The organism is Bifidobacterium adolescentis ATCC 15703 (genome assembly GCF_000010425.1).
In the GTDB taxonomy this organism is placed as follows: domain Bacteria; phylum Actinomycetota; class Actinomycetes; order Actinomycetales; family Bifidobacteriaceae; genus Bifidobacterium; species Bifidobacterium adolescentis.
Genome location: NC_008618.1, coordinates 1,109,904 through 1,135,797, shown reverse-complemented (window position 1 = coordinate 1,135,797; position 25,894 = coordinate 1,109,904). Strand labels below are relative to the sequence as shown.

General features: G+C 60.0%; 24 protein-coding genes and 1 pseudogene. 13 read left to right on the top strand and 12 right to left on the bottom strand.

Annotated features, from left to right (window positions below; genetic code table 11):
• Positions 1 to 27: 27 nt before the first annotated feature.
• Genes BAD_RS09150 through BAD_RS04880 form a run of 3 tightly spaced genes read left to right on the top strand, consistent with a single transcriptional unit; the run spans position 28 to position 3,587 of the window.
• A complete protein-coding gene (locus tag BAD_RS09150; RefSeq protein ID WP_011743272.1) occupies positions 28 to 1,767 on the top strand; it encodes a tetratricopeptide repeat protein in 1,740 nt (579 codons plus the stop codon).
• A 14-nt stretch (positions 1,768 to 1,781) separates the two neighbouring features.
• On the top strand, positions 1,782 to 2,807 hold the full coding sequence (locus BAD_RS04885; protein ID WP_011743271.1) for an HAD-IIA family hydrolase: 1,026 nt from the start codon (positions 1,782 to 1,784) through the stop codon (positions 2,805 to 2,807).
• A 24-nt stretch (positions 2,808 to 2,831) separates the two neighbouring features.
• Positions 2,832 to 3,587, top strand: a complete 756-nt coding sequence (locus tag BAD_RS04880) for a TlyA family RNA methyltransferase (protein ID WP_011743270.1) — start codon at positions 2,832 to 2,834, stop codon at positions 3,585 to 3,587.
• Between the two features lie 96 nt (positions 3,588 to 3,683).
• Here BAD_RS04880 and BAD_RS04875 read toward each other — a convergent pair whose 3' ends face one another.
• Both BAD_RS04875 and BAD_RS04870 read right to left on the bottom strand, forming a co-directional pair.
• Entirely contained in the window at positions 3,684 to 4,337 is a 654-nt protein-coding gene (locus BAD_RS04875) for a potassium channel family protein (RefSeq protein WP_011743269.1), read from the bottom strand.
• An 83-nt stretch (positions 4,338 to 4,420) separates the two neighbouring features.
• Positions 4,421 to 5,884: a potassium transporter TrkG gene (locus BAD_RS04870; protein ID WP_011743268.1), complete on the bottom strand. Its 1,464-nt coding sequence runs from the start codon at positions 5,882 to 5,884 to the stop codon at positions 4,421 to 4,423.
• Between the two features lie 238 nt (positions 5,885 to 6,122).
• On the opposite strand from BAD_RS04870, the gene BAD_RS04865 reads away from it, so the two are divergent.
• From BAD_RS04865 to BAD_RS04855, 3 genes are all read left to right on the top strand, one after another.
• Complete coding sequence (locus BAD_RS04865) at positions 6,123 to 7,067, top strand: NAD kinase (RefSeq protein ID WP_011743267.1); 945 nt, start codon at positions 6,123 to 6,125, stop codon at positions 7,065 to 7,067.
• 6 nt (positions 7,068 to 7,073) lie between these two features.
• Entirely contained in the window at positions 7,074 to 8,780 is a 1,707-nt protein-coding gene (gene recN, locus BAD_RS04860) for a DNA repair protein RecN (RefSeq protein ID WP_011743266.1), read from the top strand.
• A gap of 68 nt (positions 8,781 to 8,848) precedes the next feature.
• Positions 8,849 to 9,520 (top strand): HAD family hydrolase, encoded by a 672-nt coding sequence (locus BAD_RS04855; protein ID WP_041777322.1) that lies wholly within the window; start codon positions 8,849 to 8,851, stop codon positions 9,518 to 9,520.
• A gap of 109 nt (positions 9,521 to 9,629) precedes the next feature.
• On the opposite strand, the gene BAD_RS04850 is transcribed toward BAD_RS04855, so the two are convergent.
• The 3 genes from BAD_RS04850 to thrC form a co-directional block, all read right to left on the bottom strand.
• Positions 9,630 to 10,007, bottom strand: coding sequence for a GntR family transcriptional regulator (locus tag BAD_RS04850; RefSeq protein WP_033500285.1), 378 nt, complete (start codon positions 10,005 to 10,007; stop codon positions 9,630 to 9,632).
• Positions 10,008 to 10,199: 192 nt separating this feature from the next.
• The gene (locus BAD_RS04845) at positions 10,200 to 11,447 is read right to left on the bottom strand and encodes an MFS transporter (RefSeq protein ID WP_011743263.1); all 1,248 of its coding nucleotides are present in this window, start codon (positions 11,445 to 11,447) and stop codon (positions 10,200 to 10,202) included.
• Positions 11,448 to 11,560: 113 nt separating this feature from the next.
• A complete protein-coding gene (gene thrC / locus BAD_RS04840; protein WP_011743262.1) occupies positions 11,561 to 13,048 on the bottom strand; it encodes a threonine synthase in 1,488 nt (495 codons plus the stop codon).
• 301 nt (positions 13,049 to 13,349) lie between these two features.
• Here thrC and glyA point away from each other — a divergent pair, with 301 nt between their 5' ends.
• The 5 genes from glyA to BAD_RS04815 all read left to right on the top strand — a co-directional run bounded on the left by glyA (position 13,350) and on the right by BAD_RS04815 (position 18,563).
• A complete protein-coding gene (gene glyA / locus BAD_RS04835) occupies positions 13,350 to 14,651 on the top strand; it encodes a serine hydroxymethyltransferase (RefSeq protein WP_011743261.1) in 1,302 nt (433 codons plus the stop codon).
• A gap of 104 nt (positions 14,652 to 14,755) precedes the next feature.
• A complete protein-coding gene (locus BAD_RS04830) occupies positions 14,756 to 16,069 on the top strand; it encodes a glutamate-5-semialdehyde dehydrogenase (protein ID WP_041777321.1) in 1,314 nt (437 codons plus the stop codon).
• Complete coding sequence (locus tag BAD_RS04825) at positions 16,066 to 16,686, top strand: hypothetical protein (RefSeq protein WP_021899016.1); 621 nt, start codon at positions 16,066 to 16,068, stop codon at positions 16,684 to 16,686. The genes BAD_RS04830 and BAD_RS04825 overlap by 4 nt, the downstream gene beginning before the upstream one ends.
• Positions 16,687 to 16,700: 14 nt before the next feature.
• A complete protein-coding gene (nadD, locus tag BAD_RS04820; RefSeq protein WP_003810221.1) occupies positions 16,701 to 17,429 on the top strand; it encodes a nicotinate-nucleotide adenylyltransferase in 729 nt (242 codons plus the stop codon).
• A 114-nt stretch (positions 17,430 to 17,543) separates the two neighbouring features.
• The gene (locus BAD_RS04815; protein ID WP_003810218.1) at positions 17,544 to 18,563 is read left to right on the top strand and encodes a ribose-phosphate diphosphokinase; all 1,020 of its coding nucleotides are present in this window, start codon (positions 17,544 to 17,546) and stop codon (positions 18,561 to 18,563) included.
• A 234-nt stretch (positions 18,564 to 18,797) separates the two neighbouring features.
• Here BAD_RS04815 and BAD_RS09185 read toward each other — a convergent pair whose 3' ends face one another.
• On the bottom strand, positions 18,798 to 19,217 hold the full coding sequence (locus BAD_RS09185) for a YoaP domain-containing protein (protein WP_197524280.1): 420 nt from the start codon (positions 19,215 to 19,217) through the stop codon (positions 18,798 to 18,800).
• Between the two features lie 551 nt (positions 19,218 to 19,768).
• On the opposite strand from BAD_RS09185, the gene BAD_RS04805 reads away from it, so the two are divergent.
• Together BAD_RS04805 and BAD_RS04800 are read left to right on the top strand one after the other, a co-directional pair.
• A complete protein-coding gene (locus tag BAD_RS04805; protein ID WP_011743256.1) occupies positions 19,769 to 20,047 on the top strand; it encodes an autorepressor SdpR family transcription factor in 279 nt (92 codons plus the stop codon).
• Between the two features lie 11 nt (positions 20,048 to 20,058).
• Positions 20,059 to 20,766 carry an SdpI family protein gene (locus tag BAD_RS04800; protein ID WP_011743255.1) on the top strand — a complete coding sequence of 236 codons (708 nt, stop codon included), beginning with the start codon at positions 20,059 to 20,061 and terminating at the stop codon, positions 20,764 to 20,766.
• 209 nt (positions 20,767 to 20,975) lie between these two features.
• On the opposite strand, the gene BAD_RS08645 is transcribed toward BAD_RS04800, so the two are convergent.
• From BAD_RS08645 to BAD_RS09385, 6 genes and pseudogenes are all read right to left on the bottom strand, one after another.
• Entirely contained in the window at positions 20,976 to 21,530 is a 555-nt protein-coding gene (locus BAD_RS08645; RefSeq protein ID WP_050731455.1) for a hypothetical protein, read from the bottom strand.
• A 277-nt stretch (positions 21,531 to 21,807) separates the two neighbouring features.
• The gene (locus BAD_RS04785; RefSeq protein ID WP_003807101.1) at positions 21,808 to 22,443 is read right to left on the bottom strand and encodes an ABC transporter ATP-binding protein; all 636 of its coding nucleotides are present in this window, start codon (positions 22,441 to 22,443) and stop codon (positions 21,808 to 21,810) included.
• Positions 22,444 to 22,455: 12 nt separating this feature from the next.
• Positions 22,456 to 23,679, bottom strand: a complete 1,224-nt coding sequence (locus BAD_RS04780; protein ID WP_041777320.1) for an ABC transporter permease — start codon at positions 23,677 to 23,679, stop codon at positions 22,456 to 22,458.
• Entirely contained in the window at positions 23,676 to 25,043 is a 1,368-nt protein-coding gene (locus tag BAD_RS04775; RefSeq protein WP_011743252.1) for an ABC transporter permease, read from the bottom strand. Before BAD_RS04775 ends, BAD_RS04780 begins: the two co-directional genes overlap by 4 nt.
• A 130-nt stretch (positions 25,044 to 25,173) precedes the next feature.
• A pseudogene (locus BAD_RS09005) lies at positions 25,174 to 25,510 on the bottom strand (transposase); the annotation flags it as partial.
• Between the two features lie 170 nt (positions 25,511 to 25,680).
• Positions 25,681 to 25,803 (bottom strand): hypothetical protein, encoded by a 123-nt coding sequence (locus tag BAD_RS09385; protein ID WP_003807087.1) that lies wholly within the window; start codon positions 25,801 to 25,803, stop codon positions 25,681 to 25,683.
• Positions 25,804 to 25,894 lie beyond the last annotated feature (91 nt).

Below are 25,894 nucleotides of genomic sequence, written 5' to 3'. Positions count from 1 at the left end.
AGTATCTCAAGACCAATAAGGAACAGCATGGCAGAAGAACAGCGCGGATCGCGCGGCAAGTCCTACGGCAACCACAAGTCCTACGGCTCGGGCAGGCCGGGTAACCGCGGTGGCAAGGGATTCAAGCCGCGCGGCAACGGCGGCAAGTCCTACGGACACAAGTCCGGCGGCTTCCACAACGATGACCGTAAGGGCGGATATCGTAAGGGCAATGGCGGCGGATACCGTCGTGGCGACCGCGATTTCCATCGCGATGGCGAAGGCGAAGGTCAGGAGCGTCGTTTCCACAACGGTCCGCGCAAGTTCAACCGCGATGGCGAGCGTCGTGACGACCGCCGCGGCGGCTATCGCGGCAATCGCGGCGACAATCCGCGCTACCAGCGTGATGGTGAGCGTTCCGGTTTCCGCCATGATGACCGTCGCGATGGCGAGCGTCGCAATTTCCGTCATGACGGTGACCGTCGTGACTTCCGCCGTGACGATGGTGAGCGTCGTGGCGGCCGCAACTTCCACAAGGACGGCGATCGCAGAGACTTCCGCCGCGATGACCGCCGCGGGGAGCGCCGTGATGGCGAGCGTCGTAATTTCCGTCGTGATGATCGTCGTGACGGCGATCGCAGGGATTTCCGCCGTGACAACCAGCGTCGTGACTTCCACAAGGACCGCGACCAGCGTCCGGAAGGCGAGGAGCGCCGCGAATTCACCCGTGAAGAGAAGATGGAGTACCGCGAGGCGAAGCGTGGTGAATACCTGTCGAAGCCGCGTCGCAATTCCGACGGCACGATGAGCTTCCCGTCGCAAAACCCGTACACGCATCGTCGCCCGGGCGAGCCGAAGATGCCGAAGGGCATCGAGTGGAGCATGCTGTCCACCGATGACCGTGAGCGTCTGCGTGGCCTGTCCAAGGAACATGCGGAGAACATCGGCCTGCACATCCTCGCCGCCTACACGCTTGAGGAAAGGGATCCGGAGCTGGCGCTCGAACACGCCAAGTGGGTGGCGCATCAGGCTTCCCGTATTGATTTCGCGCGTGAGACCCTTGCGTTCGTGGCCTACCGTCAGGGCGATTACAAACTTGCCCTGCGTGAGTTCCGCACCGCGTTCCGCATGAACGGTTTCCTTGACTATCTGCCGTTCATCGCCGACTGCGAGCGTGGCATGGGCGAGCCGAAGAAGGCCATCGAAACCGCCATGAGCGATGACGCGAAGTATCTGCGCGGCGAATCCAAGGCCGAGATGTTCCTCGTGTACGCGGGCGCGCTGGGTGACCTCGAGCTGTGGGATAAGGCCATTGAGATCGTGCATACGCTGGGCCGTTCCAAGGGCCTGGCCGGCGAATACCGCATGCGTGCGGTGCAGGCCGAACAGTACTTCCTTGAGCAGGCCGGACGCTCCGATGAGGCCGTGGCCCTCGACCAGCTGCTTGACAAGCTTGAGCTGCAGTACGCCGATGCCGAAGAGGACGAGACCTCCGACGATCTGGTCATTGAATACGACATGCAGGAATTGAACGACGAGCTTATGGACAAGCTCGGCATTTCCGAAGATGACGCCCAGTATGCGCCGGAAGACGAGGATGAGGACGATTCCGAGGCCGTCGACGAGAACGGCGAGACCAACGATGAGACCCAGCTTGATGCCGAAGCGGCCAAGGAAGGCGCCGAGTCCGACGACGAGCCTGCCGGTGACGGCGAAAACGCGGGCGACTCCGAAGACGACCAGACTGAGGATGAGGTCGAATCCGCAGCCGATTCCGACAACGAGTGAGGTGAGGCAAAACAATGCTGAAATCCACAACCCGTCCGCTGAGCGAAGCCTACCAGCTGGCGCTGCTTGATCTTGACGGCGTGGTCTACCGTGGCAAGAATCCGGTGGAACATGCTGCAGAGAGCATCCGTAAGGCCGAAGGCCTCGGCATGACGGTGGAATACACCACCAACAATTCCTCCCGACTGCAATCCGTGGTGGCCGACCAGCTTAAAGGCTTCGACCTTGACGTCGAACCATGGCAGGTCATTACCTCGTCCGTGGTGGCTGCCCGCATGGTGGCCCGTGCGGTGCCGCAAGGTGCGAAAGTGTTCGTGCTCGGCGCACAGCATCTGCGTGAGGAAGTCGCCAAGCAGGGTCTTGAAGTGGTTGATTCCGCCGAAGACAAGCCGGTCGCGGCCATCCAAGGCTGGTACCCGGACATGTCTTGGAACCAGATGGCGCAAATCGCCTACGCCGTAGAACAGGGCGCCACGTATTTCGTGACCAACCGCGACCTGACCATTCCGCGTGAGCTGGGCATCGCCCCCGGTTGCGGTTCCATGATCATGGCCGTCATCAACGCCACTGGTGTGGAACCGGTTTCGTCCGCAGGCAAGCCGGAATCCGCCATGTACGACGAAGCCCGACTGCTTGCCGCGCATGATGGTGCCGAACCAGTGGCCAAGGAAGCATGCCTCGCCATCGGCGACCGCCTCGATACCGATATCGAAGCCGGCAACCGTGGCGGCTATGATTCCCTGGCCGTGCTGACCGGCGTCACCAATCCGCATGAGCTGATGTTCGCTCCGGAGCATCTGCGTCCGACCTACATCGCCAAGGACCTGACCGGACTTAACGAGTCGGCCCCCGAAGTCGTGCATGAGGCTGGCGCTTGGAGCTGCCGCGACGTGCAGGCGCGCGTCGACGGCGATCGTCTTTACGTCACCGACATCACCAGCGTCGACGGTCTTCGTGCGGCCTGCGCCGCCATGTGGGATGCGGCGGATCGCGGACACAGCGTCGACGGCATGATCGTGCCGGAATTCCGAATCGCCTGATTGCCGCACGTGCGTATGCGCAACATGAATGACGATTCCGGTGCCGTCGTCCGACTCGACATCGCGCTGGTGGAGCGTGGCGTCACGGATAGTCGCTCCAAAGCACAACGGCTGATCGAATCCGGCAAGGTCCGGGTGAACGGCACCGTCGCATCCAAAGCGTCGCTCAAAGTCACGGCCGCCGACACGCTTGATGCCGATCTGGGAGACGATTACGTCTCCCGTGGAGCCTACAAGCTGGTCGGCGCGTTCGACATGTTCTCCCAGACGGGCCTGCGTTCCGCGGAAGGACTCGATTGCCTCGACATCGGCGCGTCCACCGGCGGTTTCTGCGACGTGCTTCTGCGACGCGGTGCCGCGCATGTGATCGCGCTCGACGTGGGACACGGCCAGCTTGACCCGCGCATCGCAGGCAACGAGCGCATCATCGAAATGAGCGGCGTCAACATCCGCGACGTCGAAGCGGATGATCTGCCGTACCGGCCAAGCATGATCGTATCCGACGTGTCATTCATCTCGTTGACATACGTGATTCCCGTCATCGCGCGCATCGCCGCGCCCGGCGCACACGTCGTGCTACTGGTCAAACCGCAGTTCGAAGTCGGCAAAGGCAACCTCGGCAAAAACGGCATCGTGGAAAGCGAAACCTTACGCAAACAGGCGCTCGACACCGTCACCGCCTGCGCGAAAGCCAACGGACTGGATGTACGCGCCACGGCGGTCTCACCGATCGAAGGCACGCACGGCAACATCGAGTATCTGCTGTATGCAGTGGCGTAAACCGTTCTCCGCCAATCGATAGCGTAAAAATGAAAGGCCGGCAGCCCATATGAAAAATCCCATATGGACCGCCGGCCTTTTGCATGTTCCGCGGGCCTAGCCCCTCAAAAACTTGTCGATCTGATCCTGCTTGCCCATGATGATGAGCTCGTCGTTACGGTGCATAATCAGCTCTTTCGAACCGTATTCGAATTCCTTGCCCGGCGATTTGACACCGACCACGGTGATGCCGAACCGTTCATGCACGCGCGCATCCTCGATGGAGTAACCGACGACATGCGGGGGAGTGTGGATCTTCACCACGCTGTACGCGCCTTCAAGCTCGATGTAGTCCAGATAGTTGCCGGACACCAAGTGCCCCACGCGCTTGCCGGCATCGGTCTCCGCGTTGATGATGTGGCGTGCCCCGATACGCTGCAGAATGCGCGCATGCTCCTTGGACACCGACTTCGCCCAAATGTCGGAGATGCCGGCATCAAGCAGATTGCCGGCGGTGATGACGGACGCTTCGACGCTGTCGCCGATGGCAACGACCGCCGTATCGAAATCGGAGGCGTTGATCTGCTCCAACGCCATCACATCGGTCATATCGGCCTGCACGGTGGGAATCTGCGACGACCAGCGGTTCACCAGTTCGCCGTCCTTGTCGACGGCGAGCACATCCTGGCCCATCGCATCCAATGTGGTGGCTACGGAACTGCCGAAACGGCCGAGTCCTACCACAAGAACGCTTCTGGTGTTGTTAGCCATGATTGTTCGCGTACCTTTCGATGTTCTGTTCCGGATTCAAGTATAGGAAGTTGCGGGTATAGAAACCGTATCGACGAATCCGCTCAGCCGACCACGATCTGCTCGGTGGGGTAGCGGACCGGCTCCACATTGCGCGGCCTGGAGATCGCGTAGGCGATGGTGAGCGGACCGAGCCTGCCGATGAACATGGTCGCGGCGAGAATGTACAGGACCGCTGGACTAGAAGCGCTGGCCACGCCGACCGAATAGCCTCCCAGACCGAACGCCGAGCAGGTGTCGAACAGCGCGTTGCTCAGCGAGCAGCCGGTGATGGCCATCAACGCCATGGACACCACGGTGACAAGCATCAGACATGACGTGGTGACGGCCACAGCGGTCATGACGGCTTGCGAATGGATACGACGATGGAACGCGTTGACGTCATGGCGTCCGGTGAACGCGGCACGGCAGGTCAACAGAATCACGGCGAATGTGGTGACGCGGATGCCTCCTGCGGTCGAAGTGCTGCCGCCGCCGATGAACATGACGATGGATAGGAACACCTTCGTCGCGTCGCTCACGCCCGGCATCCATGACAGGTCGAAGCCGGAACTGCGGGGCATGACGGCCGCCACCATCGCATGCCACAACCGCGGTTCCACACCTTCGGTGGCGAACAGCAGTTTGTTGTTCCATTCCATGAGGAGGAACCAGGTGAACGAGGCGAGCACGATGCAGAACGTGGTGGTCAGCGTGAGCTTGGTATGCAGGCTCCAACGCTTCGGCGGACGATGGTTGCGCCATGAGCGCATGAGGTTAAGCAGGACGGGAAAGCCGAGCGTGCCGCAGAACGCGCTGACGAGGATAGGCAGACCGACAGCCCAATTGTTGACATGCAGGCCGGCGCCGTCAGGGGTGAAGCCGGCGTTGTTGTATGCCATGACCGCGAAGAACAACGATTCCCACAGCGTGTGCCGCACATTGCCATGATTGACTTTGTACAGGCCGGGGAACAGCGCCACGAACGTGATGCCTTCGATGGTGAACGCGGTGGCGATGACCACGGTGAGCACGCCCTTGATCTCGCCGAGTTTCGTGGTGCCCAGCTCGTTGGCCGTCAGCAGCTTTTGCGTGGCCTTGAGATGGTGGTTCACGGCCAAGGCGATGAGTGAAGCGAACGTCATGACGCCCAAGCCGCCCATCTGCACGGAGAAGATGAGCACGGCCTGGCCGAAAGCGGACCAATGCGTCGTCGAATTGACGATGGAGATGCCACACGTCGAAATCGCGGAGATCGCGGTGAAGAACGCGGTGGTGAACGTCGTCTTCTCGCCTTTCGGCGTGGCGGTGGGCGTGAGCAGGAGCAGCGTGGACAATGCGCCCAACATCATGAAGTACAGGATGGTCAGACGTCCGGGATGTGTGGTGAGTCTGTGCATTAGGCTGCGCTTGCGCGGCTTGCGCTCCTCCGCCATGGCCTTCTCGAACGTGTCCCCGGAGAACCACCAGGCATAGCCATGTGAGGCCTCGCGATTGGAGGAGGACTCGTCGAAGACGAGGTTGGACATGCTGTTCCTCGCTCCTTGTCTGTATAAACGGTCTTCGTTTCCTTGAGCTATTGTAGGCGGTAGTGTGACGAATGGGCCATGGACGTACCGTTCGACGGTTCCGCGGTGGCTCCATGGGACTCTTCGGACGTCTGCGGCGTGTTCTGGACACCCGCTGCCGTCATTCGTTCATTTGTTCGACTACACTGGCGGGTAGTGGCACCTCGCATGGGGCGCCCGTTATACGAAAGGGCTTGCGATGATCGGTACCCGACATGCGGTGGTGGTGACGCATACGCGTCTGCGTGAAAGCGGCACGGTGGTCGAAGAAGCCGTCGAGCAGTTGAGACGCGCCAATTTCGAAGTGACGATCATCGACAATATCGAAGCGCCCGAGTTCGGCAGCAGGACGCCCGCCGTGCCGAAGAACACGGAAATCGTGGTGGTGCTCGGAGGAGACGGTACCATCCTGCGCGCAGCCGAACTGGTGCATGCCACCGAAGTGCCCATTCTCGGTGTGAACCTGGGCCACGTCGGCTTTCTTGCCGAATTTGAAAGCTTCCAGATGAGCGAGGCCATCCGCCGGATCGCCGACCATGACTATTCCATCGACGAACGTATGATCGCCCACGTCGACGTATGGCTGCCGGGCGCGACGGAACCCATCGAGGACTGGGCGTTGAACGACATCACGCTGGAACGCGCCGACCGTGGCAAAATGGTGGAACTGTCCATCCGTGTCGACGACGTGGAGATGAGCTCCTTCGGTTGCGATGGCGTGATCGTATCCACGCCGACCGGTTCCACCGCCTACGCGTTTTCCGCGGGCGGGCCGATCATGTGGCCGAATGTGAAGGCATTGCAATTGGTGCCGTTGGCCGCGCACGCATTGTTCGCACGTCCGCTCATCATCGGCTCCGGCTCCACGTTCGCCATCGACATTCTTGACGATTCCACGTCCGACGGTTGGATCTGCTGCGACGGCCGCCGCCAGCGCGCCCTGCCGAAAGGCACACGCATCGAAGTGCGCGAATCGAAATGCACTTTGCGATTGGCGCGACTGTCCGGCGTGCCGTTCACGAACCGTCTCGTCACCAAATTCGACCTGCCTGTCGTCGGATGGCGCGAGCAGGCGCGCAAGACCGGTGGCACGCATCATGGGCAATCGTTCCCTAGAACCGGCAAACCGGAAAGCGGGAAGTGACAGGGCATGCTGGAAGAGCTTGAGATCCACAATCTCGGTCCGATCCGTTCCGCGCTGATCGCCCCGGCAGGCGGTATGACGGCGATCACCGGCGAAACAGGTGCCGGCAAATCGATGCTGCTCAGTGCGATCCGACTGATTTCCGGCGGTCCCTCCGACGGCGGCCGTGTTTCCGTCGGCGCTCAGGAGGCGTGGGCGCAGGGCGTGTTCGAAGTCGCTTCGTCGCCGGCCGCGGTGGCCGCCGCACGGGAGGCTGGCTTCGAGCCAGAGGACGGCGAACTGTTCCTGTCGCGCAAGGTGCCGGCTTCCGGACGATCCCGCAGCATGTTGTCGGGACGTAGCGTGCCTCGTTCCGTGCTTGCTTCCGTCGCCGCCGAATTGGTGACGATCCACGGCCAGGCCGACCAGTTACGTATCGCGACCGTTTCGCGGCAGCGTGAATTCCTGGACCGCTACGCGGGGGATGAAGTGGCGTTGGCCGCCTACGGCAAGACGTGGAACGCGCTGCGCGCAATGGACGAGCGTTTGGAAAGGCTCAGCAGCCAGGAATCGTCCATGCGCCAGCAGGCGGATTACCTGCGTGAGTCAATCGAACGCATCAACCGGGTCGACCCGCAGCCGGGGGAGATGGACGAATTGCGCGCACGGCGGGACCGCATCGAAAACGCCGCCGAAATCGCCGAAGGCGTGACCCGCGCATTGGGTGCGTTGGACGCTTCGCAAGTGGCGGATGACGTTGAATCGGCCAGCGCCGCCGATTTGATCGACCGTGCCTCGCAGGCATTGCGCGCCATTCACGTGGAAGGCGTGTTCTCCGAACTCGCCGACCGGCTCGACTCCATCAGCACCGATTTGTCCGACGTGGTGTTCAGCCTGTCCGGCGAAGTGGACAATGAGGCGAGCGTGGAGGATCTGGATGCCATCAACGGGCGCATCCACGAACTGGACGAGCTGACCCGCCGATGGGGGCCGGAATTGTCCGACGTGATCACGTGGAGGGACAAGGCCGTATACGATTTGGAGGATTTGGACGCCTCGCCGGAAAAGGTCGAACAGCTGGAAGCCGAACGCGCCCAACTGCTTGAGGCTGCGAAAAAAGCCGCGCAGGCTGTGAGCAAACGGCGTAGAGCCGCGGCGAAGGAACTCGCGTCCAAAGTCACCGCGGAACTTGATTCGCTGGCCATGGGCACTTCGAAACTGGAGATCCGCGTGGCCGAACGCGAACAGTTGGACGCCACCGGAGCGGACGACATCGAATTCCTCTTCACCCCGTTCCCCGGCTCCCCGCAACTGCCGATGGGCAAAAGCGCATCCGGCGGCGAATTGAGCCGTCTGATGCTCGCGCTTGAACTGGTCGCCGCCGAAAAGCATGTCGTGGCCGGCGGAACCGTGCCGCCGATGACGTTCATCTTCGATGAGGTCGACGCCGGCGTGGGAGGCAAGGCCGCTGTGGAACTGGGTGCCCGCTTGGCCAAACTCGCCCAATCCGCGCAGGTTCTGGTCGTCACGCACCTGCCGCAGGTCGCCTCCTGGGCGGACGAACAATATGTGGTCGCCAAAGGCGAAACCAAGGATGGTTCCATCGCCACCACCATCAGCCAGGTGCGCGGGGATGAGCGCGTGCACGAAATCGCCCGCATGCTGTCCGGCAGCGAAAGTGAAACATCTCTGGAACATGCCGAGGAACTGCTCAAATCGTCGGTGCTTGACTGACGGCGGATTCAATCGTAAAAAGTAATCGCAAATCGTAAAAGCGGTAATTGCAAAACAAAGGAGCCGATATGACACAGAAAACCAAGGCGAACCAAGGCAAAGGCGCCATCTTCGACCTTGACGGCACGCTACTCGACTCCATGGGCGTGTGGGATCAGGTGGACGTCGACTTCCTTGCCAAACGCGGCATCGAGGTGCCGGACGACTACATGCAGAAGGTCGCGGCCATGCAATTCCGCCAGATCGCCGAATACACAATCGCACGATTCGGCCTGTCGGACACTCCCGAAGCGTTGATGGAGGAGTGGGACCATATGGCACGTGTCATGTACGCCACGGTGGTTGAAGCCAAACCGTATGCGCGCGAATATCTGGAATCGTTGAAGGCGAGCGGCGCGAAACTGGCCGTGGCCACGTCATTGCCGCCGATGCTGCGCGAACCGGCCATGAAGCACGTCGGCATTTTCGACTATTTCGATGACGTGGTCAGCGTCGACGATGCTGGCGACGTCGGCAAAACTGAGCCGGACGTATATCTGCTGGCCGCGTCGCGTCTCGGCATCAAACCAAGCGACTGCACCGTATTCGAGGATCTGCTGGTCGGCATGCGCTCGGCCAAGTCGGTCGGCATGCATGTGTGGGCCATGCACGACGATTCCTCCGACGCCGACTGGCCTGAGATCTGCAATCTGGCCGACGGCGTCATGTTCGACTTCCACGACGCGCCCGTCATACTGTAACGGTTTGCATCATCGCCTGATGTTTCCGGGCCATTGCGTGATTCGACCGCTTCACGCTTTCATGACGCCGATCAGGTCCATATCTTGTTGAGCCTCATGAAGACGCGGCTCATGATTGTTCCCTATACGCCTTCTCGAACATGCCAAGCAGATCAAGCAGGCTGATGTCGGCGGCCTTGGCGGCGGTTACCGTCTGCCGGAACACGTCCATGATGCGTTCGCGCGCACGTTCCTTCATAAGCTCGTTGCCGTGGGCCAGCACGAACGTGCCTTTGCCCTGCACATTCTCGACAAGCCCCTCATCCGCCAGCTCGCTGTACGCTCTGGCGATGGTGAGCACGCTGATGTGCAGTTCCTTGGCAAGCTTCCTGAGGGAGGGGAGCGCCTCGCCGGTTTGCAGTTCGCCCGACATGATCGCCGCTCGGATCTGATCTTCGATCTGTTCGTAAATCGGTTTGCCGGACGCGGATGAGATGTTCAGCTTCACTGTATCCCTTTCTGCGAGTGATATATATCCTGACCGAACAGTGTACGCAAACTGTTCAACAGCTATATATAACAGTAACACAGATTTGGCCATGCTGTTATTATATGATCTATAACAGCATGGCCGTAATTGAAAACCTTGGTATTCCGCCATTCTGAACAGTTGGTGCCTACCGGCTGCGGTGCCTGTCCGTTACTTGTGCGACGGATGGATGAGACGGTGGAAGGACAGGTAGATCAGCCAAGACACCGGCAGCGCCAGCATGAACAGGGGATAGAACCATGCGATCGGCAGGTGCCCATAGAGAACTCCAGCCAGCACCGGCCCCAACGCCATACCCAAGTCGATGCCCATATAGTACGTGCCGTTGGCCAAGCCACTGCGCTCCCGGCCGGCGATCACCACCGCCTGCGCCTGCGTGACGGAACTCATCAGTCCATAACTGGCCGCCATGGCGATGCCCGCGCCAAGCAGATACCAATCGTTCGTCATGAACGTGAGAAAGGCAAGCGACGCCAACATCGCAAACGAACAGACGACAAGCCAGAAACGGAAACCCTTCGAATCGAACAGGTCGCGCAACGTGAGCCGCAGTACCAGCAGCGCGGCCGCATAGAACACGAAGAACAAGTCGGACGAGATACGCAGATGTCGTGTGGAAATGTAATCCACCAGGAACGACTGGTTCGCGAAATAAGGGATGGCGAACATCATGAACACCGCGGCCAATGGAATGGCCCGTGGCTCCACCAGATTGCGAAGACGCAGACGATGCCGTAACGACTGCTCGGCGGCAACGGTTTTACGAGCCGGCCTGCCACCGTTTTTCACCAGCAGAACCGTCACGAACGCGCACACGTTAAGCGTCAGCGATGCGATGAACGTCCACTGGTAGCCGACGGCCGCCTGCAGACGGATGCCGAGTGCCGGGCCGACCGCAATCGCCAACGCGTTGACGATGCCGTACAATCCCATGCCCGCGCCCATATGCCGGATCGGAAGCAGCAGCGACACCCACGTCGCCAGACAAACCGTGCCGCATGCGAAGCCAAGCCCGTTGACCATGCGCGCCACGACCAGCATGCCCGTCGAATCGGCAAGACAATACATGACGCCCGCCACGATGTACAGCACCGTTCCCGCAGCCACCAGCAACCTCTTGCTGACCAAATCCGACAGATTGCCCGCGATGGGACGGCAGAACAGAGACACGAAACTCATCGCGCCGGCGATCACGCCCATCAGCGCGCCCGTCGCTCCCATCGACTCGCCATAGCCGGCGATGACCGGCGTGATCACCATGTTGCTGGTCATGAAGAAGAACGTCGCCAGCATCACCAGCGCCACGTCACGGGTGATGAGCCGGTCCTTCCTCGGTTCCGCGGGTTCATCCGGCCGATTTGCCGTTACGCCCGACTGCGATGCTGAAGCTACGCTCATGATTCTCCTGCCTTTCGGGAACGCACTGTACCAGCGTCAATGAAAAACGGCCGCCCGCATATCGCGGACAGCCGATTCTTCTATGTATCGTTGCCGTTTTGCCTGTCGAAACCTTACAGCGCCTTCGCGGCCTGCTCGACGAATCCTTCCATGCCGTCGATTTCGACGACGTTATCGAAACGCACGTTGGCGGTCTCAAGACCGCGCAGCGCGGCCGGAGCGGTGGTGCCGGTGGCCTTGGCAAGCACGTCCATGCATTCGAAATCGGTGCCGGACGCGTCAAGACCCAGAGATTCGTTGACTACGCGCGGGAACTTGTACGGGCTGGCGGTGGACAGCAGCACGCGCGGCGTGAGCGGATCGCGCGGCATCTGCTGCATGACGTAGTAGCCGCATGCGGTGTGCGGGTCGATCACGTAATGGTTCTTGTTCCAGCAGTCCGCGATCATCTCGCGCACCTGGTTCTCATCGGCCCAACCGGTGCCGAAGATGGAACGAATCTTCTTCATCATCGGCTCGGGAACCTCGTAGGCGCCCCACTGGCTCAGATCGTTCATCAGCATGGAGATCAGGCGTGTGTCCTTGTCGGACATGTAATACAGCATGCGCTCCAGGTTCGATGAGATGAGGATATCCATCGACGGGGAAATGGTCTGGAAGAACGGACGCTGACGGTTGTACGTGCCGGAAGTCAGGAAGTCGAACAGCACGTTGTTCTTGTCGGACGCCACCACAAGATGCTTGACCGGCAGGCCCAGCAGTTTCGCGTAATAGCCGGCGAGGATGTCGCCGAAATTACCCGTCGGCACAACGAACTCGACCTCGTCGCCCACATTGATGACCTGGCGTTCCAGCAGCTGCGCGTACGCGGAGAAGTAATAGACGACCTGCGGCACCAGACGGCCCACATTGATGGAATTCGCGGAGGAAAGCACCACATGCGAATCATCGGCGAGACGTCCGGCAAGCTCCTTGTCGCCGAAGATGCGCTTGACGGCGGACTGCGCGTCATCGAAATTGCCCTTGACCGCGCACACGTTCACATTGGAGCCGGACTGCGTGGTCATCTGCAGCTCCTGCACCTGGCTGACCTTGCCTTCCGGATAGAACACGGTGATGCCGGTGCCCGCGGCGTCCGCGAAACCAGCCAACGCGGCCTTGCCGGTGTCGCCGGACGTGGCGGTGACGATCATGATCTTCTCATCCGCGTCGCCATCCGCCGGAGTGGTGCGCGCCATGAAACGCGGCAGAATCTGCAGCGCCACATCTTTGAACGCGGAAGTCGGACCGTTGAACAGTTCCATCACATAGTCATCGCCGAGCGGCTTGACCGGAGTGATCTTCTCGTCGGACCACTGCGGGCCGTACGCCTCGTCGATGCACTCCTTGAGCTCGGCCTCGGTGTAGTCCGGCAGCAGCACGGACAGCACATCGAACGCGATCTGCTGGTAGGACTTGCCGGCCAAGGAAGCGATATCCACATGGGTCTCACCCAAGGAGTCGGTCACGAACAGGCCGCCATCATCGGCGATGCCCTTGCGGATGGCCTGCTTGGAGGTAAGCGAATCGGTGGTGCTGCGTGTGCTGTGGAACGTGGTCACTTGATTTCCTTAGCAATAGAACGGACAGATTACGTCAAACGTGCTTCTCAGTGTACCGGCACAGGTGGGAAGAACGTCGCCTCGCGTCCGTGGAATGGGACGCCGACCCCATACGATTGCCGACGGAAGGTCCTGCTTTTCCACGTGGCACCGCGATCGTGCCGTCCATGTCTTCGCGCGCAGGCGGTGCCATATTTCCCACATGTTTCGAAACCCGGTTTTCCTCCGATCGTTTTCACACGTACACTGCTCTGTAACCCGCGGTACAGCGGATGATCATTCCGAAGTCAAGGAGGGCTTCATGACTGCATCACCTCTTGCGCAAACACCGAACGACATGTTCAACGCGCCCATCGCCGAAGCGGATCCGGAAATCGCCGAAATCCTCGACGCCGAACTATCCAGGCAGCAAAACGGACTCGAAATGATCGCCTCCGAAAACTTCGTGCCGCGTGCAGTGCTTCAGGCACAAGGCTCCGTACTGACCAACAAATACGCCGAAGGCTATCCGGGACGCCGCTACTACGGCGGCTGCGAGCAGGTGGACAAAATCGAAACCATCGCCCGCGAACGCGCCAAAAGCCTATTCGGCGCCGAATACGCCAACGTACAGCCGCACTCCGGCGCACAGGCCAACGCAGCCGTCTACCAGGCGCTCGTCAAACCCGGCGACACGGTCCTCGGCCTCGCCCTCGACCACGGCGGCCACCTCACCCATGGCATGAAAATCAACTTCTCCGGCCGCTTCTACCACGCCGAAGCCTACGGCGTGAATCCCGAAACCTTCCGCATCGACCCGGAAATCATCCGCCAGCGTGCGCTCGAAACCCATCCCGCCATGATCATCGGCGGATGGAGCGCCTACCCGCGCATCGAAGACTTCAAAGCCATGAAGGAGATCGCCGACGAGGTCGGCGCCAAATTCTGGGTGGACATGGCCCACTTCGCCGGCCTCGTAGCCGCCGGACTGCATCCAAGCCCCGTCCCATACGCCGACGTCGTATCCTCCACCGCGCACAAAACCCTCGGCGGCCCACGCTCCGGCTTCATCCTCGCCAAGCAGGAATACGCCAAGAAACTCAACTCCGCCGTATTCCCCGGCCAGCAAGGCGGCCCGCTCATGCACGTCATCGCCGGCAAGGCCGTCGCCTTCAAAGTCGCCGCCACCCCGGAATTCAAAGACCGCATGCAACGCACCCTCGACGGCGCCAAGATCCTTGCCGAACGCCTCATGGCCGACGACGTCAAAAACAACGGCATCAGCGTCCTGACCGGCGGCACCGACGTGCACCTGGTCATGGTCGACCTACGCAACAGCGAAATGGACGGCAAACAAGGCGAAGACCTGCTCGCACAATGCGGCATCACCATCAACCGCAACACCGTCCCGTTCGACCCACGCCCCGCATCCGTGGCCTCCGGCCTGCGCATCGGCACCAGCGCACTCGCCACCCGCGGCTTCGGACCCAAGGAATACGAGGAAGTCGCCGACATCATCGGCACCGCGCTCGCCGCAGGACAGGACGTCGACGCGCTCAAGGCGCGCGTCGACAAGCTTGCCGAAGACTTCCCGCTTTACCCGGGACTCGACCAAATCCACTGATCACCAGCCTCGACTGACGAAATCGCGTCCCGCCGCGCAACCAACGACCCGAAAATGGCCGTCATTGCCCAGCGAGGCGTGATTTCGCGCTATTCTAAGAGACTATGACGAATCCACAGAACCAAGGCACCGCCATGAACGCCGACGTGTTCGAAGCAGTATGCGCCATGGGCGACGCAGCCCGCACCGCGCAATCGCAACTTGCCCAGGCAAACACCGAAGCCAAAAACCAACTGCTCAACGCCATCGCCGACGCACTCGACCAGCATGCGGACGACATCGCCGCAGCCAACACGCTCGACATGAACAAAGCCGAAACCGACGGCATGGACGCCGGCAAACTCGACCGACTCAAATTCGACCAGCAGCGCATCACCGCCGCCGCGCAAGGCGTACGCCACGTGGCATCCCTACCAGACCCCATCGGCGAAATCGTACGCGGATACCATCTGGAAAACGGCCTACGACTGCAGCAGGTACGCGTCCCCATCGGCGTGCTCGGCATGATCTACGAAGCACGCCCCAACGTCACCGTCGACGTTGCCTCCCTATGCATCAAATCCGGCAACGCCGTCCTGCTGCGCGGCGGACACGCGGCCGAACACACCAACGCGGCAACACTCGCCGTCATCGCCGACGTACTCACCAAACACGGATACGACCACAACATGATCGCCACCGTAGACCAATACGGACGCGACGGCGCCACCGCCATGATGGAAGCACGCGGCCACATCGACGTGCTCATCCCACGCGGGGGAGCAGGACTCATCCAAGCCGTGGTACGCAACTCCAAAGTCCCCGTCATCGAAACCGGAGCCGGCAACGTGCACATCTACGTCGACCGCACCGGCAACCCCGACAAAGCCATCCCCATCCTCATCAACGCCAAAACCCAACGCGTCGGCGTATGCAACGCCACCGAAAAACTCCTCGTCCACAAAGACATCGCCGAAAGCTTCCTGCCGAAAGCCGCGGCAGCGCTCGCCGCAGCGGGAGTCGAAATGCATGCCGACGAACGCGCGTATGGCATCATCGAACATGCCGGAATCGCAAATGCGCAACTCGTGCATGCCACCGACGAGGATTGGGACACCGAATATCTGGCACTCAAAATCGGCATCAAGGTGGTCGACTCGCTTGACGAGGCCATCGCGCATATCAACCGCCACTCCACCGGGCACACCGAATCCATCATCGCCGAAGACTATTCGGCCATCGAGGAATTCACCGCCCGCATCGACTCGGCGGTGGTGATGGTCAACGCCTCCACACGTTTCACCGATGGCGGCGTGTTCGGATTCGGCGCGGAACTTGGCATCTCCACACAGAAGATGCATGCGCGCGGTCCGATGGGGCTGCACGAGATGACCACGACCAAATGGATTGGCTACGGAACAGGACAGGTGAGAGAATGAGCGACGAAGTCATGCAGGACAATATGCAGCACACCATGCAGGACAACAAGAACCCATGGAACGCGGACTTGACCGACCCAATGCTCAGATTGCGATTGGCATCCGAACGATTGAGCATCGTGCGGTATGTGTTCCTTGTGCAGGTCGAAGACGGTATCGCGTCCGCGGACGAACGCGCCTCGCTCGAATACGCCGACGCGGTGTTGATCGGCTGGCCCGAAACCGACGCTTCGGACGTCATCACTCCCGATGCCGCCCAGCTTGACGATATCGACGAGCAGATGCGGGTCATGGAACAGCACATCGCCAAGTTCAGCGCGATGGAACGAGATCATGACATCGTCGGCATGACCGACACGCTGATTCGTGTCACCGAGCGCGTTGCCGGAATCCGCAGTATATACCAGCCGGATTTCCCGCTGCCGACATTCGCCGAGATTCGACGTGTGGTGCAGGACGAGTGGGATGAGGATATGGACAAGATCGATCCCGACAACGCCTCACCGACCGCGGACAGCATCGAGCAGGAAACCGCCGACGCGGACAAAGAGCAGCAGGCCGAGAAACAGGCCGAACAGCAGGCCGATGGCGCGCAAAAGAGCGGAGCGTCCGCATGACCGGACCAAAACGCATGCGGCCGGAATCTGCGGAGGCCGATCCCGAACTGACCGTCAGCTACGTGGTCGAGCCGGAACGACGCATGTCGGAACTATCCGTAGACCGGCCGCAATCAGCCGTGACCACCGGACGCAGGTCCGCACGAGGCAACTGGCACAACCGGTTGCGCATCGGCATCATGGGCGGCACTTTCGATCCGATCCATAACGGCCATTTGGTCGCAGCCTCCGAAGTGTCCTGGGTGTACGACCTCGACGAGGTGATCTTCGTGCCGACCGGACGGCCGGTGTTCAAGTTGGACAAGAAGGTCACCAATGCGGAGGACCGGTACCTTATGACGGTCATCGCCACCGCGTCGAATCCGAAATTCACCGTGTCGCGCGTGGACATCGACCGTCCCGGCGTCACCTACACCATCGACACCCTGCGTGACATCCGCGCCCAGTATCCCGATGCGGAACTGTTCTTCATCACCGGTGCCGACGCCGTGGCGGAGATCATGCAATGGAAGGACGCCAACAAGATGTGGGAGCTGGCGCATTTCGTGGCCGTGACACGTCCCGGTTATTCCTCGCCGGACGGCGTGAAATTACCTGAAGGCAAGGTGGATACGCTGGAGATTCCCGCTTTGGCGATTTCCTCCACGGATGTGCGTCGCCGCGCCGAACATGGCGAACCCGTTTGGTATCTCGTACCCGATGGCGTGGTGCAATACATCGGTAAACACGGCCTATACCGATAGAAGATGGATGGGGCCGTCCGCATGGCCCCCCCGAACACACGGGGTCGGTGAGGTCTGCGCGGCCGGTTAGTATGGGTCACATCCACTTCGCTAGAACAGACGTTTGGAGACACGGTGAGCGCAATCCTTGAAGGAAAGCCGGATAAGAACCTTATCCTTGTCACAGGCAGAGCACACCCGAAGCTGGCGGCGGAAGTCGCCGAACAGCTCGGCATTGATGTTCTGGAAACCACAGCATACGATTTTGCGAACGGCGAAATGTACGTGCGCTACACCGAGTCCGTGCGTGGCGCGGACGTGTTCGTACTGCAGAGCCATTCCAATCCGGTCAACCAGGCCATCATGGAACAGCTCATCATGATTGATGCGTTGAAGCGTGCTTCCGCGCGTTCCATCACCGCGGTCTGCCCGCTGCTGGGCTATTCCCGCCAGGATAAGAAGCACCGCGGCCGCGAGCCCATCTCCTGCCGTCTGGTGTTTGACCTGCTCAAGACCGCAGGCGCCGACCGCATCATGAGCGTCGATCTGCATGCGGCGCAGTCGCAAGGCTTCTTTGACGGCCCGGTCGATCATCTCATCGCCATGCCGGTGCTGGTCGATTACATCCGTGACCGTTTCTCCAACCAACTTGACAACGTCGCTGTCGTCTCCCCGGACGCCGGTCGTATCCGTGTTGCCGAACAGTGGGCGCAGCGCCTCGGCGGCGGTCCGCTCGCCTTCGTGCACAAGACCCGCGACATCACCCGCCCGAACCAGGCGGTCGCCAACCGTGTGGTCGGCGACGTCGCAGGCAAGGACTGCGTGCTTGTCGACGACCTGATTGACACCGCGGGCACCATCGCCGGCGCATGCAACGTGCTTAAGGATGCCGGAGCCAAGTCGGTGACCGTCGTCGCCACGCATGGCGTGCTGTCCGGCCCGGCCGTGGACCGACTGAAGAACTGCGGCGCACGCGAGGTCGTGCTCACCGATACCGTGCCGATTCCGGAAGAAAAGCGTTGGGACGGTCTGACTGTTCTGTCGATCGCGCCGTTGCTGGCAAGTGCCATCCGCGCCGTGTTCGAAGACGGTTCCGTTGCCGAACTGTTCGACACGTATCCGGAACATCACGGCCAGGGCTTCCTGTTCGCCTGATTTTCTAGGAAACTCGGATACTTCTGACACTTCAGATATTTCGAGGTTTTACGTTATACGGGTTCCGGTTCATTCGGAACCCGTTTTCTTTATGCTTTTCGCTGCATTGCACGCTGACGGTTGCGCGGGTGGGGGTGTTTCCGCCATGCCGTACGGGCCGATCCGACTTGTTCGAATGGTAATGCGTGCGGAACGTCATGATGCCCCCGCATCTTAAAAAACGTCAGGCCGGCATCAGACCTGTACGCCTGCGAGCTTCAGGAACTTCTTGTCGGACTGGATGCCTTGAGTCAGGAACTCGCCGTCCTTGAACAGCGCGTAGGTCGTGACCGGAGCTGGCGTATTCTGGGCCTGCTCACGGCTGATGATGTGAATGGTTTTTAATGGAATGCTGTGCTCTTCCGCCACCGCTTCCACGCGTGGCACCCAGTAGTGGGTGAACGGACACTGGTCCGTGTAATAGAGAACGAATCCATCACCATCCGCCGTGGGATATTTGGCGCATTCTTTGAATTGCGGAGGCTCCGTGTCCGAACCGAACGGCAGGTACATGAGCATGATTCCGCATGATGACGTGTCCGCAACCATGAAACCCTTGTGCGCAAGGTATTTCGCGTCGGAGAGGAATTCGCGCTTGCGTCCTTCGGCAGACAAAATACACAATCCCTTCCGCCCCTGCTCCTTCGCATCCCTCACGCACCCCCCGTAACAGGTCGTTGGAATATCCGTGCCCTTTCATGGAGCCGGCGACCCATAGACAGTCGATGTAAAGATACCCATCCGCTTGGATAGGAACCCACGCGTTCTCCGCGGGGATATATTCGATGAAGCATTTTCCGCGTTCTACGCTGCGGTAGAAGATCAATCCTTCGTCGAATCGACGTTTGAGCCACTCCTTTTTCGCAAGGGCCTGTTTGCCGGACATGGCGCAGCAGACGTGCTCTGCATCGATGTTGTCTCTGGTAATTCGAATGTATTCCATTCGGGACCTCCTTGTCTTGCGCGGTTCCGCCCATGTTGCCGCCTATGGCGTGGGATTATTGCCGAGTCTGCTGGAAGGCGCCGTTCCTTGACATCAGCGTTGCTCCGAAAAAACGAGATTTCGGTTTCCATGACGTTTTCAGACTTCCGTATTTTAGATATTTAGACAAACGTCTAAATATCTGGTAGGATGAATATCGCAATCCGATACTGGAAAGAGAGCGATGATGGCAGGAGAAGGATTCAAGGCGCTCGCCGACCCCACGCGGCGTCGTATCCTCGAGCTGCTGCGTGCGGGGGATATGACCGCGGGGGAGCTCGCGGAGCATTTCGACATCAGCAAGCCATCGCTCAGTCACCATCTGGCGACTCTTAGGAACGCTGGTCTCGTAACGGACGAACGACATGGGCAGAACATCGTGTACAGCCTCAATACCACAGTTATGCAGGACTTGGTCGGATGGTTCATGGGCTTCGCGGACGATCCGGAAGACAGGCAATGAAAGGTCTGACAATGCAAAAGCAGGAAAAACCCGAGACAACCAAAGCCTCGACCGGTATTCCGGCCCGTGTATGGGTCGTCCTCATGCTGCTTTGCGCGCTGAACGTCGTGGCGCATCTTGCCGCCATGCCGGGGCTACCTGAGCGCATTCCCATGCATTGGGGTGCTGACGGCGGTGTGAACGGATGGGGGCCACGTTGGATGGCATCCGTTCTGGGTGCGCTTCCATTGACGTTTCTCGCACTGTTCTATGTGGTGCCGCGCATTGATCCGAAAGGTGCCGCATATGCCAAGTTCGGCGGATTCTACCAAGGATTCGTGATCTCGTTCACGGTATTCATGTGCGCCATCAGCTGGCTTGGGGAACTCACCGTCTGGAACCTCCTTCCTGGCAAGGGCGCGGTCAACGTCATCGTGTCCGGGGCGATCGGCGCGTTCTTCATCGGCATGGGTAATTATCTACCTCGTGTGCGGCAAAACTACACGCTCGGCATCAAAACGCCATGGGCGTTCGACGACCCCGACAACTGGCGCCGCACCCACCGTTTCGGCGGAGCCTGTTTCATGGTGGTGGGCGTTAGCCTGATTGTGCTGGGATTTTTAGGAGGTATATTGCCCGAAACCTGGATTCTGGCAGTGATTATGGTGCTTGCGATTGGCTCGGTCGCAGCCATGTATGTTTACTCGTATCTCATCTGGCGCAAATCCCACAACAGCTGATTGGGTAGCACCCCCGGTTTTCTTCAGCGAAACCACAGGGGAGTCCGACCCGAATTGCCTGACCGTGCGGGTCGTGTTGACGCGGATAAACGGATAAAAGACGCCCCGGTGACATGGAAACCAGCGGTTAGCATGGGGACTCGTACTTGTAAGTGCAACAGGCATTCCGATGATGTTTGATTTTCCTGCATGCAAACCCGTCGTGTTCTTTATTTCTGTTGTATTGCGAGCAGTACGGTGGCGCGCAGGACGTCCTCGTCGGTGAAATTCAGGCCCCATATGATCTCGACCTTGTCGGTGAGGCGCTTCTGCACACCGCCGACGATCGCCGTGGCGTCGGACAGTTGGAGGCTCTTCGGACCTTCGATGGCGATTATCGCTCCCGTGACCTCGTCGGATGCGACGCTCGAATCATGGAACCGTCCGTCGAGCGCCTCCACGATGCCCGTCGACGACCCGCTTTCCACGCGGATGACCGTGGTCAGGGCGCCGACGCAGACGCTTCTGACGTCGTCCCCATCGATGTGGATGTACTTGTTGTTGCCGAGGAATCCCTCCAACGCCGCGACGGCATCGTCCATCGTCGTGGCGGGATCCTCTCCCGGGACGGGCAGGAGGTCCACGTCCACGCGGTCCGTGGCGTCCGTTCCGGCTGCCGGCATGCGGACGGTCAGTTCCCGTTCGCCGTCGTTTTCGTTCCATAGGATCTTGACGACATGGCTTCCGTCCGTCTTGTCCGTGGCGTCGATGTGTCGTGCGGTCATTTTTGGTTCCTTTTCGATGAGGCGGGTTCGTTTCTTTCCGGGGCATGTCCCGGCCGTTCTTACTTCTGTCGATGCCGGACGGGCGTGTGGTCCGATCAGGGCGAGTGCGAATCAGGACGGGGGTCGGCATGGGCGTCATGGATCGGCGACGAGTCCCAAAAACGTCACCGATCCACGACGCAATCCCGAACCCGTTTCGCAGCCGAGGACGATGGCGGAAGGGGCATTGGCGCGGTTCTTGCCGGCCACGACGGAAGACGTGGTCTGTGCGAGAGTGCTATGCCTTGGCTAGCTTCTTATGTCTGAGGGTGTAAACGGCATCGGCGGAATCGGCGACACGTTTGGAATGCGTCACCACAATGACACATTTACCGAGTTGATGAGCGGCATGCCGCAAAAGATCAATCACCTCATCAGTCATTTCCGGATCCAGGCTGCCAGTCGGTTCATCCGCCAGAATCGCGCGGCCGGGCGCCACTAGGGCGCGGCCGACCGCCACCCGCTGACGTTGGCCACCCGACAAGTGCATGATGTTGCGCTTCGATTCCTCACGGCTCAGACCCAGATCCTCGAGGATCTTCATATCGGCCTTGGGATTGACCAGGCGCAGATTCTCTTCGGGGGTGAGATAGTCGATCAGATTATGGTCCTGGAACACCAAGGACACGTGCTCGCGACGGTGCTTTGAATAACCCGTCGTAGCTATATCCTCGCCCTCAAAACGAACCACTCCATCAGAGGGGGCATCCAGACCGGCCAACAGAGACAGCAAAGTGCTCTTTCCCGCTCCCGATGGACCGGTTATCGCATACATCTTTCCGGATTCGAAATCTGCGTTCACGTCCGAAAGAACGCGAATCTTCGCCGCGCCATATGAGTAATTGACATGGTCCAATTGCAGACAGATAGTCATGATTAGTATCTCCTAACGCATAGAGGAAAGAATGGATTTCGGGGATTTGGCCAGCACTGCGGCGCACGACACGGCAAGCGCGATTGCGATGACCGCGCATCCGAGCAGCAGGATGAGCAGCGTCTGTTCTGGCGGCAGAGCCTCCACCTGCAATGATTCAAGAGGTGCGACTCCCGAATCGTGCAGCAGGAGCGAGGACACGTAACCGGACAATAGGGAGCCCGTTCCCAGCGAGCACAGGGCGGCGACCACAGCCATGAGACCGGTTTCGATCGCGAACTGGGCGATAATCTGCATCTTGCCGATGCCGAGGGCCAGAAGGGTGCCTATCTCATGGATGCGTGAGCGAATCCAGAAGACAAGCGCCATGCCCAATACCAGCACATCGGCCAGGCAGACGGACAACAGCACCATGCGGACCAGATCGCGTACCGTTTCCACCGACTGCAGCACGCCGGAAAGCTGCGCCGAGTCATCGGTGACGCCATACTCGCTTCCGGCGATTTTTTTTGCTTGGGCCATTGCTGCGGAAAGATCCCGCGGATTATCCGAGAGGCACCGGATCGTGCCGACCCGTTCCTCTCCAGTCAGCGCGGAAACCACTTGAGCGCCCGAATAGATGAGATTCTCCGATGCGTCCGATGGTATAGGGCTCTGTGCCTGTACATTGCCAGAGAAGATTCCGGCCACGCGAACGGTGGAATCGCGGCCTTCCTGACTGAGTCGGAAGGTCGATTCCACCGATAGTCCATTCTCACGTGCGAAATCCCGGTGAATCAGTACGTTCCGGCCATTACCTGAAATGTGGTGTCCTTGTTCCAACCGGTACAGGCCGCTTTGGAACTCTTCGGACAACGAGGAGTCAGTGGTGCCCAGCACGCTGACCTGCGTGGATAGGCCGGAATCCAGTCGAGGACCATGTTCGGGGACAACCGGATGCGCGCCATCCACCTGCGCCAGGGTCTTACGTTCGTAAACGGTTTTCCCTACGCCGGGGATGCGTGAGAACCGGCTCGCTTCCTTTGGGCTGACGGGATTCTCGCCGGTGTCGACGGTAAAACCTATTCCCAGGCTTCCGCCGATATCGTCGGACATTTTCTGAAGCGCCGTTGACGCTCCGACCTGAGCCACGAGACTGGTGAAAACCATCAGCATCAACAGTCCGATGATTCCGCTGCGTACCGGTTTACGTACGATTGCCAGCGTGGCACGCTTCCACACGTTCATGCCCGTCATCGGAGCTCCGACAGGCTTCGTGGCGACTTGCGCAGCATCGGTATGCACGATATGGCGACGCATACCAGCATCACCGCCAGCAGGCCGAGCGATACATACAGTACGGCGGTTGTGTCGATCGATACCGTGAGCGAATCCAAGGTACGAACCGACATATTGGACTCAAGATCGCCGCCGACCTGTCCCATGCTGCTCAGTTCCTTCGCCGCGGAGGCGTTCACGGAACGGAGGGCCGAGGTGCCAAGCCATTGGGCCGCTCCCCGTGCGCACAGCCATCCGAGGACCAGGGACGGCAGGCCGATCAGAATCATCTCGGTTAGATATTGGGCGATCAGGGATGGCTTGCCGATGCCGAGGGACACCAATACGCCCATCTCCTGACGTCGGTCGTTCATCCACAGCAAGAGCATGAGGCTGAGGACTATCACTGCCGAGATGGTCACGCCGATCAAAGCGCCGCGCATCATGGAGCGCACACTTCGGGCGGCATTCAGCATGCTCGACGTATATTGGTCATTGCGCGTGATCTGGTAGTTGTTCCAATCCACCGGAAGCTTCTTCGCCGCTTCCATGGTTTTCTCCACGTCGACACCCCTGTCCAGAACGAAAGTGGCATCCTGGTATATTTCCTTGCCGGCCTTGTACTGGTACAGAGTACTTGTAGTGTCCAAATCGGTGTACACAGTGTTGGAGGTGAGTTCCGCGCGGCTGGATACCTTTCTGTCGCTGTCCCCTTTGAATATTCCGACGATGGTGGTTTTGACAGTTGCCGTCGAATGCGACTCATTGTCGGCATCATATGGATTGGCCTTGAGCGTGAGGGTATCGCCGACTTTAAGCCCATTGGTTTTGGCGAGATCCTCATGGACCATCGACATATGCTTATCGGACGCCTTTAGATGACGTCCTTCGACCATGCCGAGCGTGTGGGACGTGAACACATTGAGTTTTGACGAATCGTTTGTGCCTATGACGTTGGCCGTATTGCCGAACTGCTGTTCTTTCTCCGCATCGTAATCATCGCCGCCGGGGACCTTCACCACGCTGGCTCCCACGAGATCGGCGGTGGCGTTCTGCCTGACCATGCACGAGCCAACCCCGGACAGCTTCGAGATTCGTTGCACATCAGCGGGACGAACCATTCCGCCTCCGCGAGGCGTCAGCATGCTGCCTTGCAGGTTACTGGCCAGCACGAATCCGCCGACCGCCTGTTTTTCAATCTGTCCGGCCTCATGTTGAGCTGCCTGAGAAACCGCGGTTGCGGACAGCATACTCGCCGTTATGATGGTCAGCACAATGAACAGCACCGCGGTGCGCACTCGTTTTCTGAGCACATAGCGCGCCGCCCGTGAGATAAAGGTCATTAATACCCCCTGTAAAGCTGGGACCTTCTCGGTAGTGCCCGAAAAGATGTGCACTTTGGACCATGGCCGTCCATGGCACGATGATCAGTTCGCTTCCGCGAGTTTGTCATCGAGCCGGGACCTGTCGAGATAGCGGCGGGTCGACGCTTTCCTCGCGCCGTCTGTGGCGCTCGATGACCGCGGATTCGAAGACCTCGCCCTTGAGCTTGGGCACCTTCAGGCCGAGCCTGCCGGCCTTGGCGGTCAGGCTCCGGTCGTAGTGGCCGGCGCGGTACGCCTTCCGCTCCCCGGCGCGCTCGTATCTGGCGGCGTTGGCGATCTCGTCGGCCTGAAGCGCCGGGCATCGCGTTCAATGGTTCGGTGACCTTCTCGGCGACCAGGCGGTCGAGCTTGGTCTCGAGCAGGTTCCGGTCGATCTGTATGATGCTCGAGGGTCTTGCCGACTTTGTCGCGTCCGCGCCGAGCAGATTCCTACACTCTTTGGCGGCCCTGTCCAGATCGGCGGCCGCCGACACGCACGTTCCGCGCGCCATGGCCGTCCTGTGGTCCTCATATGCCCGATAGCCCAGGCGGCCGCCCACGACCACTGCGGTAGACGCGGCAGCCCGCCATGTGATTCGTTGGAATCGGGAAAGCCTTACTTGTTGAGGACCTTCTTCATCAGGTCGGAGGAGGCCTTGGCGAGTGCGAACTGGCCGAAGCCCGGGTCGATGGAGGCGAGGTTGGCGTTGATGATCTGGTTGAAGGTGTCGTTCTTCATGGTGTTTCCTTTCGGACGGCCGCCTGTCTTCTTCTTTTGTCTTCTTCTGCGTCGCGCGGCTCGTCGCTTCGTTGTTTTCTTGTCTCTGTAT

What these genes read in the sequence shown, in the direction of transcription:
- BAD_RS04885 (WP_011743271.1), top strand. Translation starts at nt 1,782, where the DNA reads ATGCTGAAATCCACAACCCGTCCGCTGAGCGAAGCCTACCAGCTGGCG.
- BAD_RS04870 (WP_011743268.1), bottom strand. Translation starts at nt 5,884, where the DNA reads ATGTCCAACCTCGTCTTCGACGAGTCCTCCTCCAATCGCGAGGCCTCA.
- BAD_RS04875 (WP_011743269.1), bottom strand. Translation starts at nt 4,337, where the DNA reads ATGGCTAACAACACCAGAAGCGTTCTTGTGGTAGGACTCGGCCGTTTC.
- BAD_RS04825 (WP_021899016.1), top strand. Translation starts at nt 16,066, where the DNA reads ATGAGCGACGAAGTCATGCAGGACAATATGCAGCACACCATGCAGGAC.
- BAD_RS08645 (WP_050731455.1), bottom strand. Translation starts at nt 21,530, where the DNA reads ATGACCGCACGACACATCGACGCCACGGACAAGACGGACGGAAGCCAT.
- BAD_RS04805 (WP_011743256.1), top strand. Translation starts at nt 19,769, where the DNA reads ATGATGGCAGGAGAAGGATTCAAGGCGCTCGCCGACCCCACGCGGCGT.
- BAD_RS09385 (WP_003807087.1), bottom strand. Translation starts at nt 25,803, where the DNA reads ATGAAGAACGACACCTTCAACCAGATCATCAACGCCAACCTCGCCTCC.
- BAD_RS04775 (WP_011743252.1), bottom strand. Translation starts at nt 25,043, where the DNA reads ATGACCTTTATCTCACGGGCGGCGCGCTATGTGCTCAGAAAACGAGTG.
- BAD_RS04865 (WP_011743267.1), top strand. Translation starts at nt 6,123, where the DNA reads ATGATCGGTACCCGACATGCGGTGGTGGTGACGCATACGCGTCTGCGT.
- BAD_RS04780 (WP_041777320.1), bottom strand. Translation starts at nt 23,679, where the DNA reads ATGACGGGCATGAACGTGTGGAAGCGTGCCACGCTGGCAATCGTACGT.
- BAD_RS04880 (WP_011743270.1), top strand. Translation starts at nt 2,832, where the DNA reads ATGAATGACGATTCCGGTGCCGTCGTCCGACTCGACATCGCGCTGGTG.
- BAD_RS04800 (WP_011743255.1), top strand. Translation starts at nt 20,059, where the DNA reads ATGCAAAAGCAGGAAAAACCCGAGACAACCAAAGCCTCGACCGGTATT.
- nadD (WP_003810221.1), top strand. Translation starts at nt 16,701, where the DNA reads ATGCGGCCGGAATCTGCGGAGGCCGATCCCGAACTGACCGTCAGCTAC.
- BAD_RS04855 (WP_041777322.1), top strand. Translation starts at nt 8,849, where the DNA reads ATGACACAGAAAACCAAGGCGAACCAAGGCAAAGGCGCCATCTTCGAC.
- BAD_RS04830 (WP_041777321.1), top strand. Translation starts at nt 14,756, where the DNA reads ATGACGAATCCACAGAACCAAGGCACCGCCATGAACGCCGACGTGTTC.
- recN (WP_011743266.1), top strand. Translation starts at nt 7,074, where the DNA reads ATGCTGGAAGAGCTTGAGATCCACAATCTCGGTCCGATCCGTTCCGCG.
- BAD_RS04845 (WP_011743263.1), bottom strand. Translation starts at nt 11,447, where the DNA reads ATGAGCGTAGCTTCAGCATCGCAGTCGGGCGTAACGGCAAATCGGCCG.
- BAD_RS04785 (WP_003807101.1), bottom strand. Translation starts at nt 22,443, where the DNA reads ATGACTATCTGTCTGCAATTGGACCATGTCAATTACTCATATGGCGCG.
- BAD_RS09150 (WP_011743272.1), top strand. Translation starts at nt 28, where the DNA reads ATGGCAGAAGAACAGCGCGGATCGCGCGGCAAGTCCTACGGCAACCAC.
- glyA (WP_011743261.1), top strand. Translation starts at nt 13,350, where the DNA reads ATGACTGCATCACCTCTTGCGCAAACACCGAACGACATGTTCAACGCG.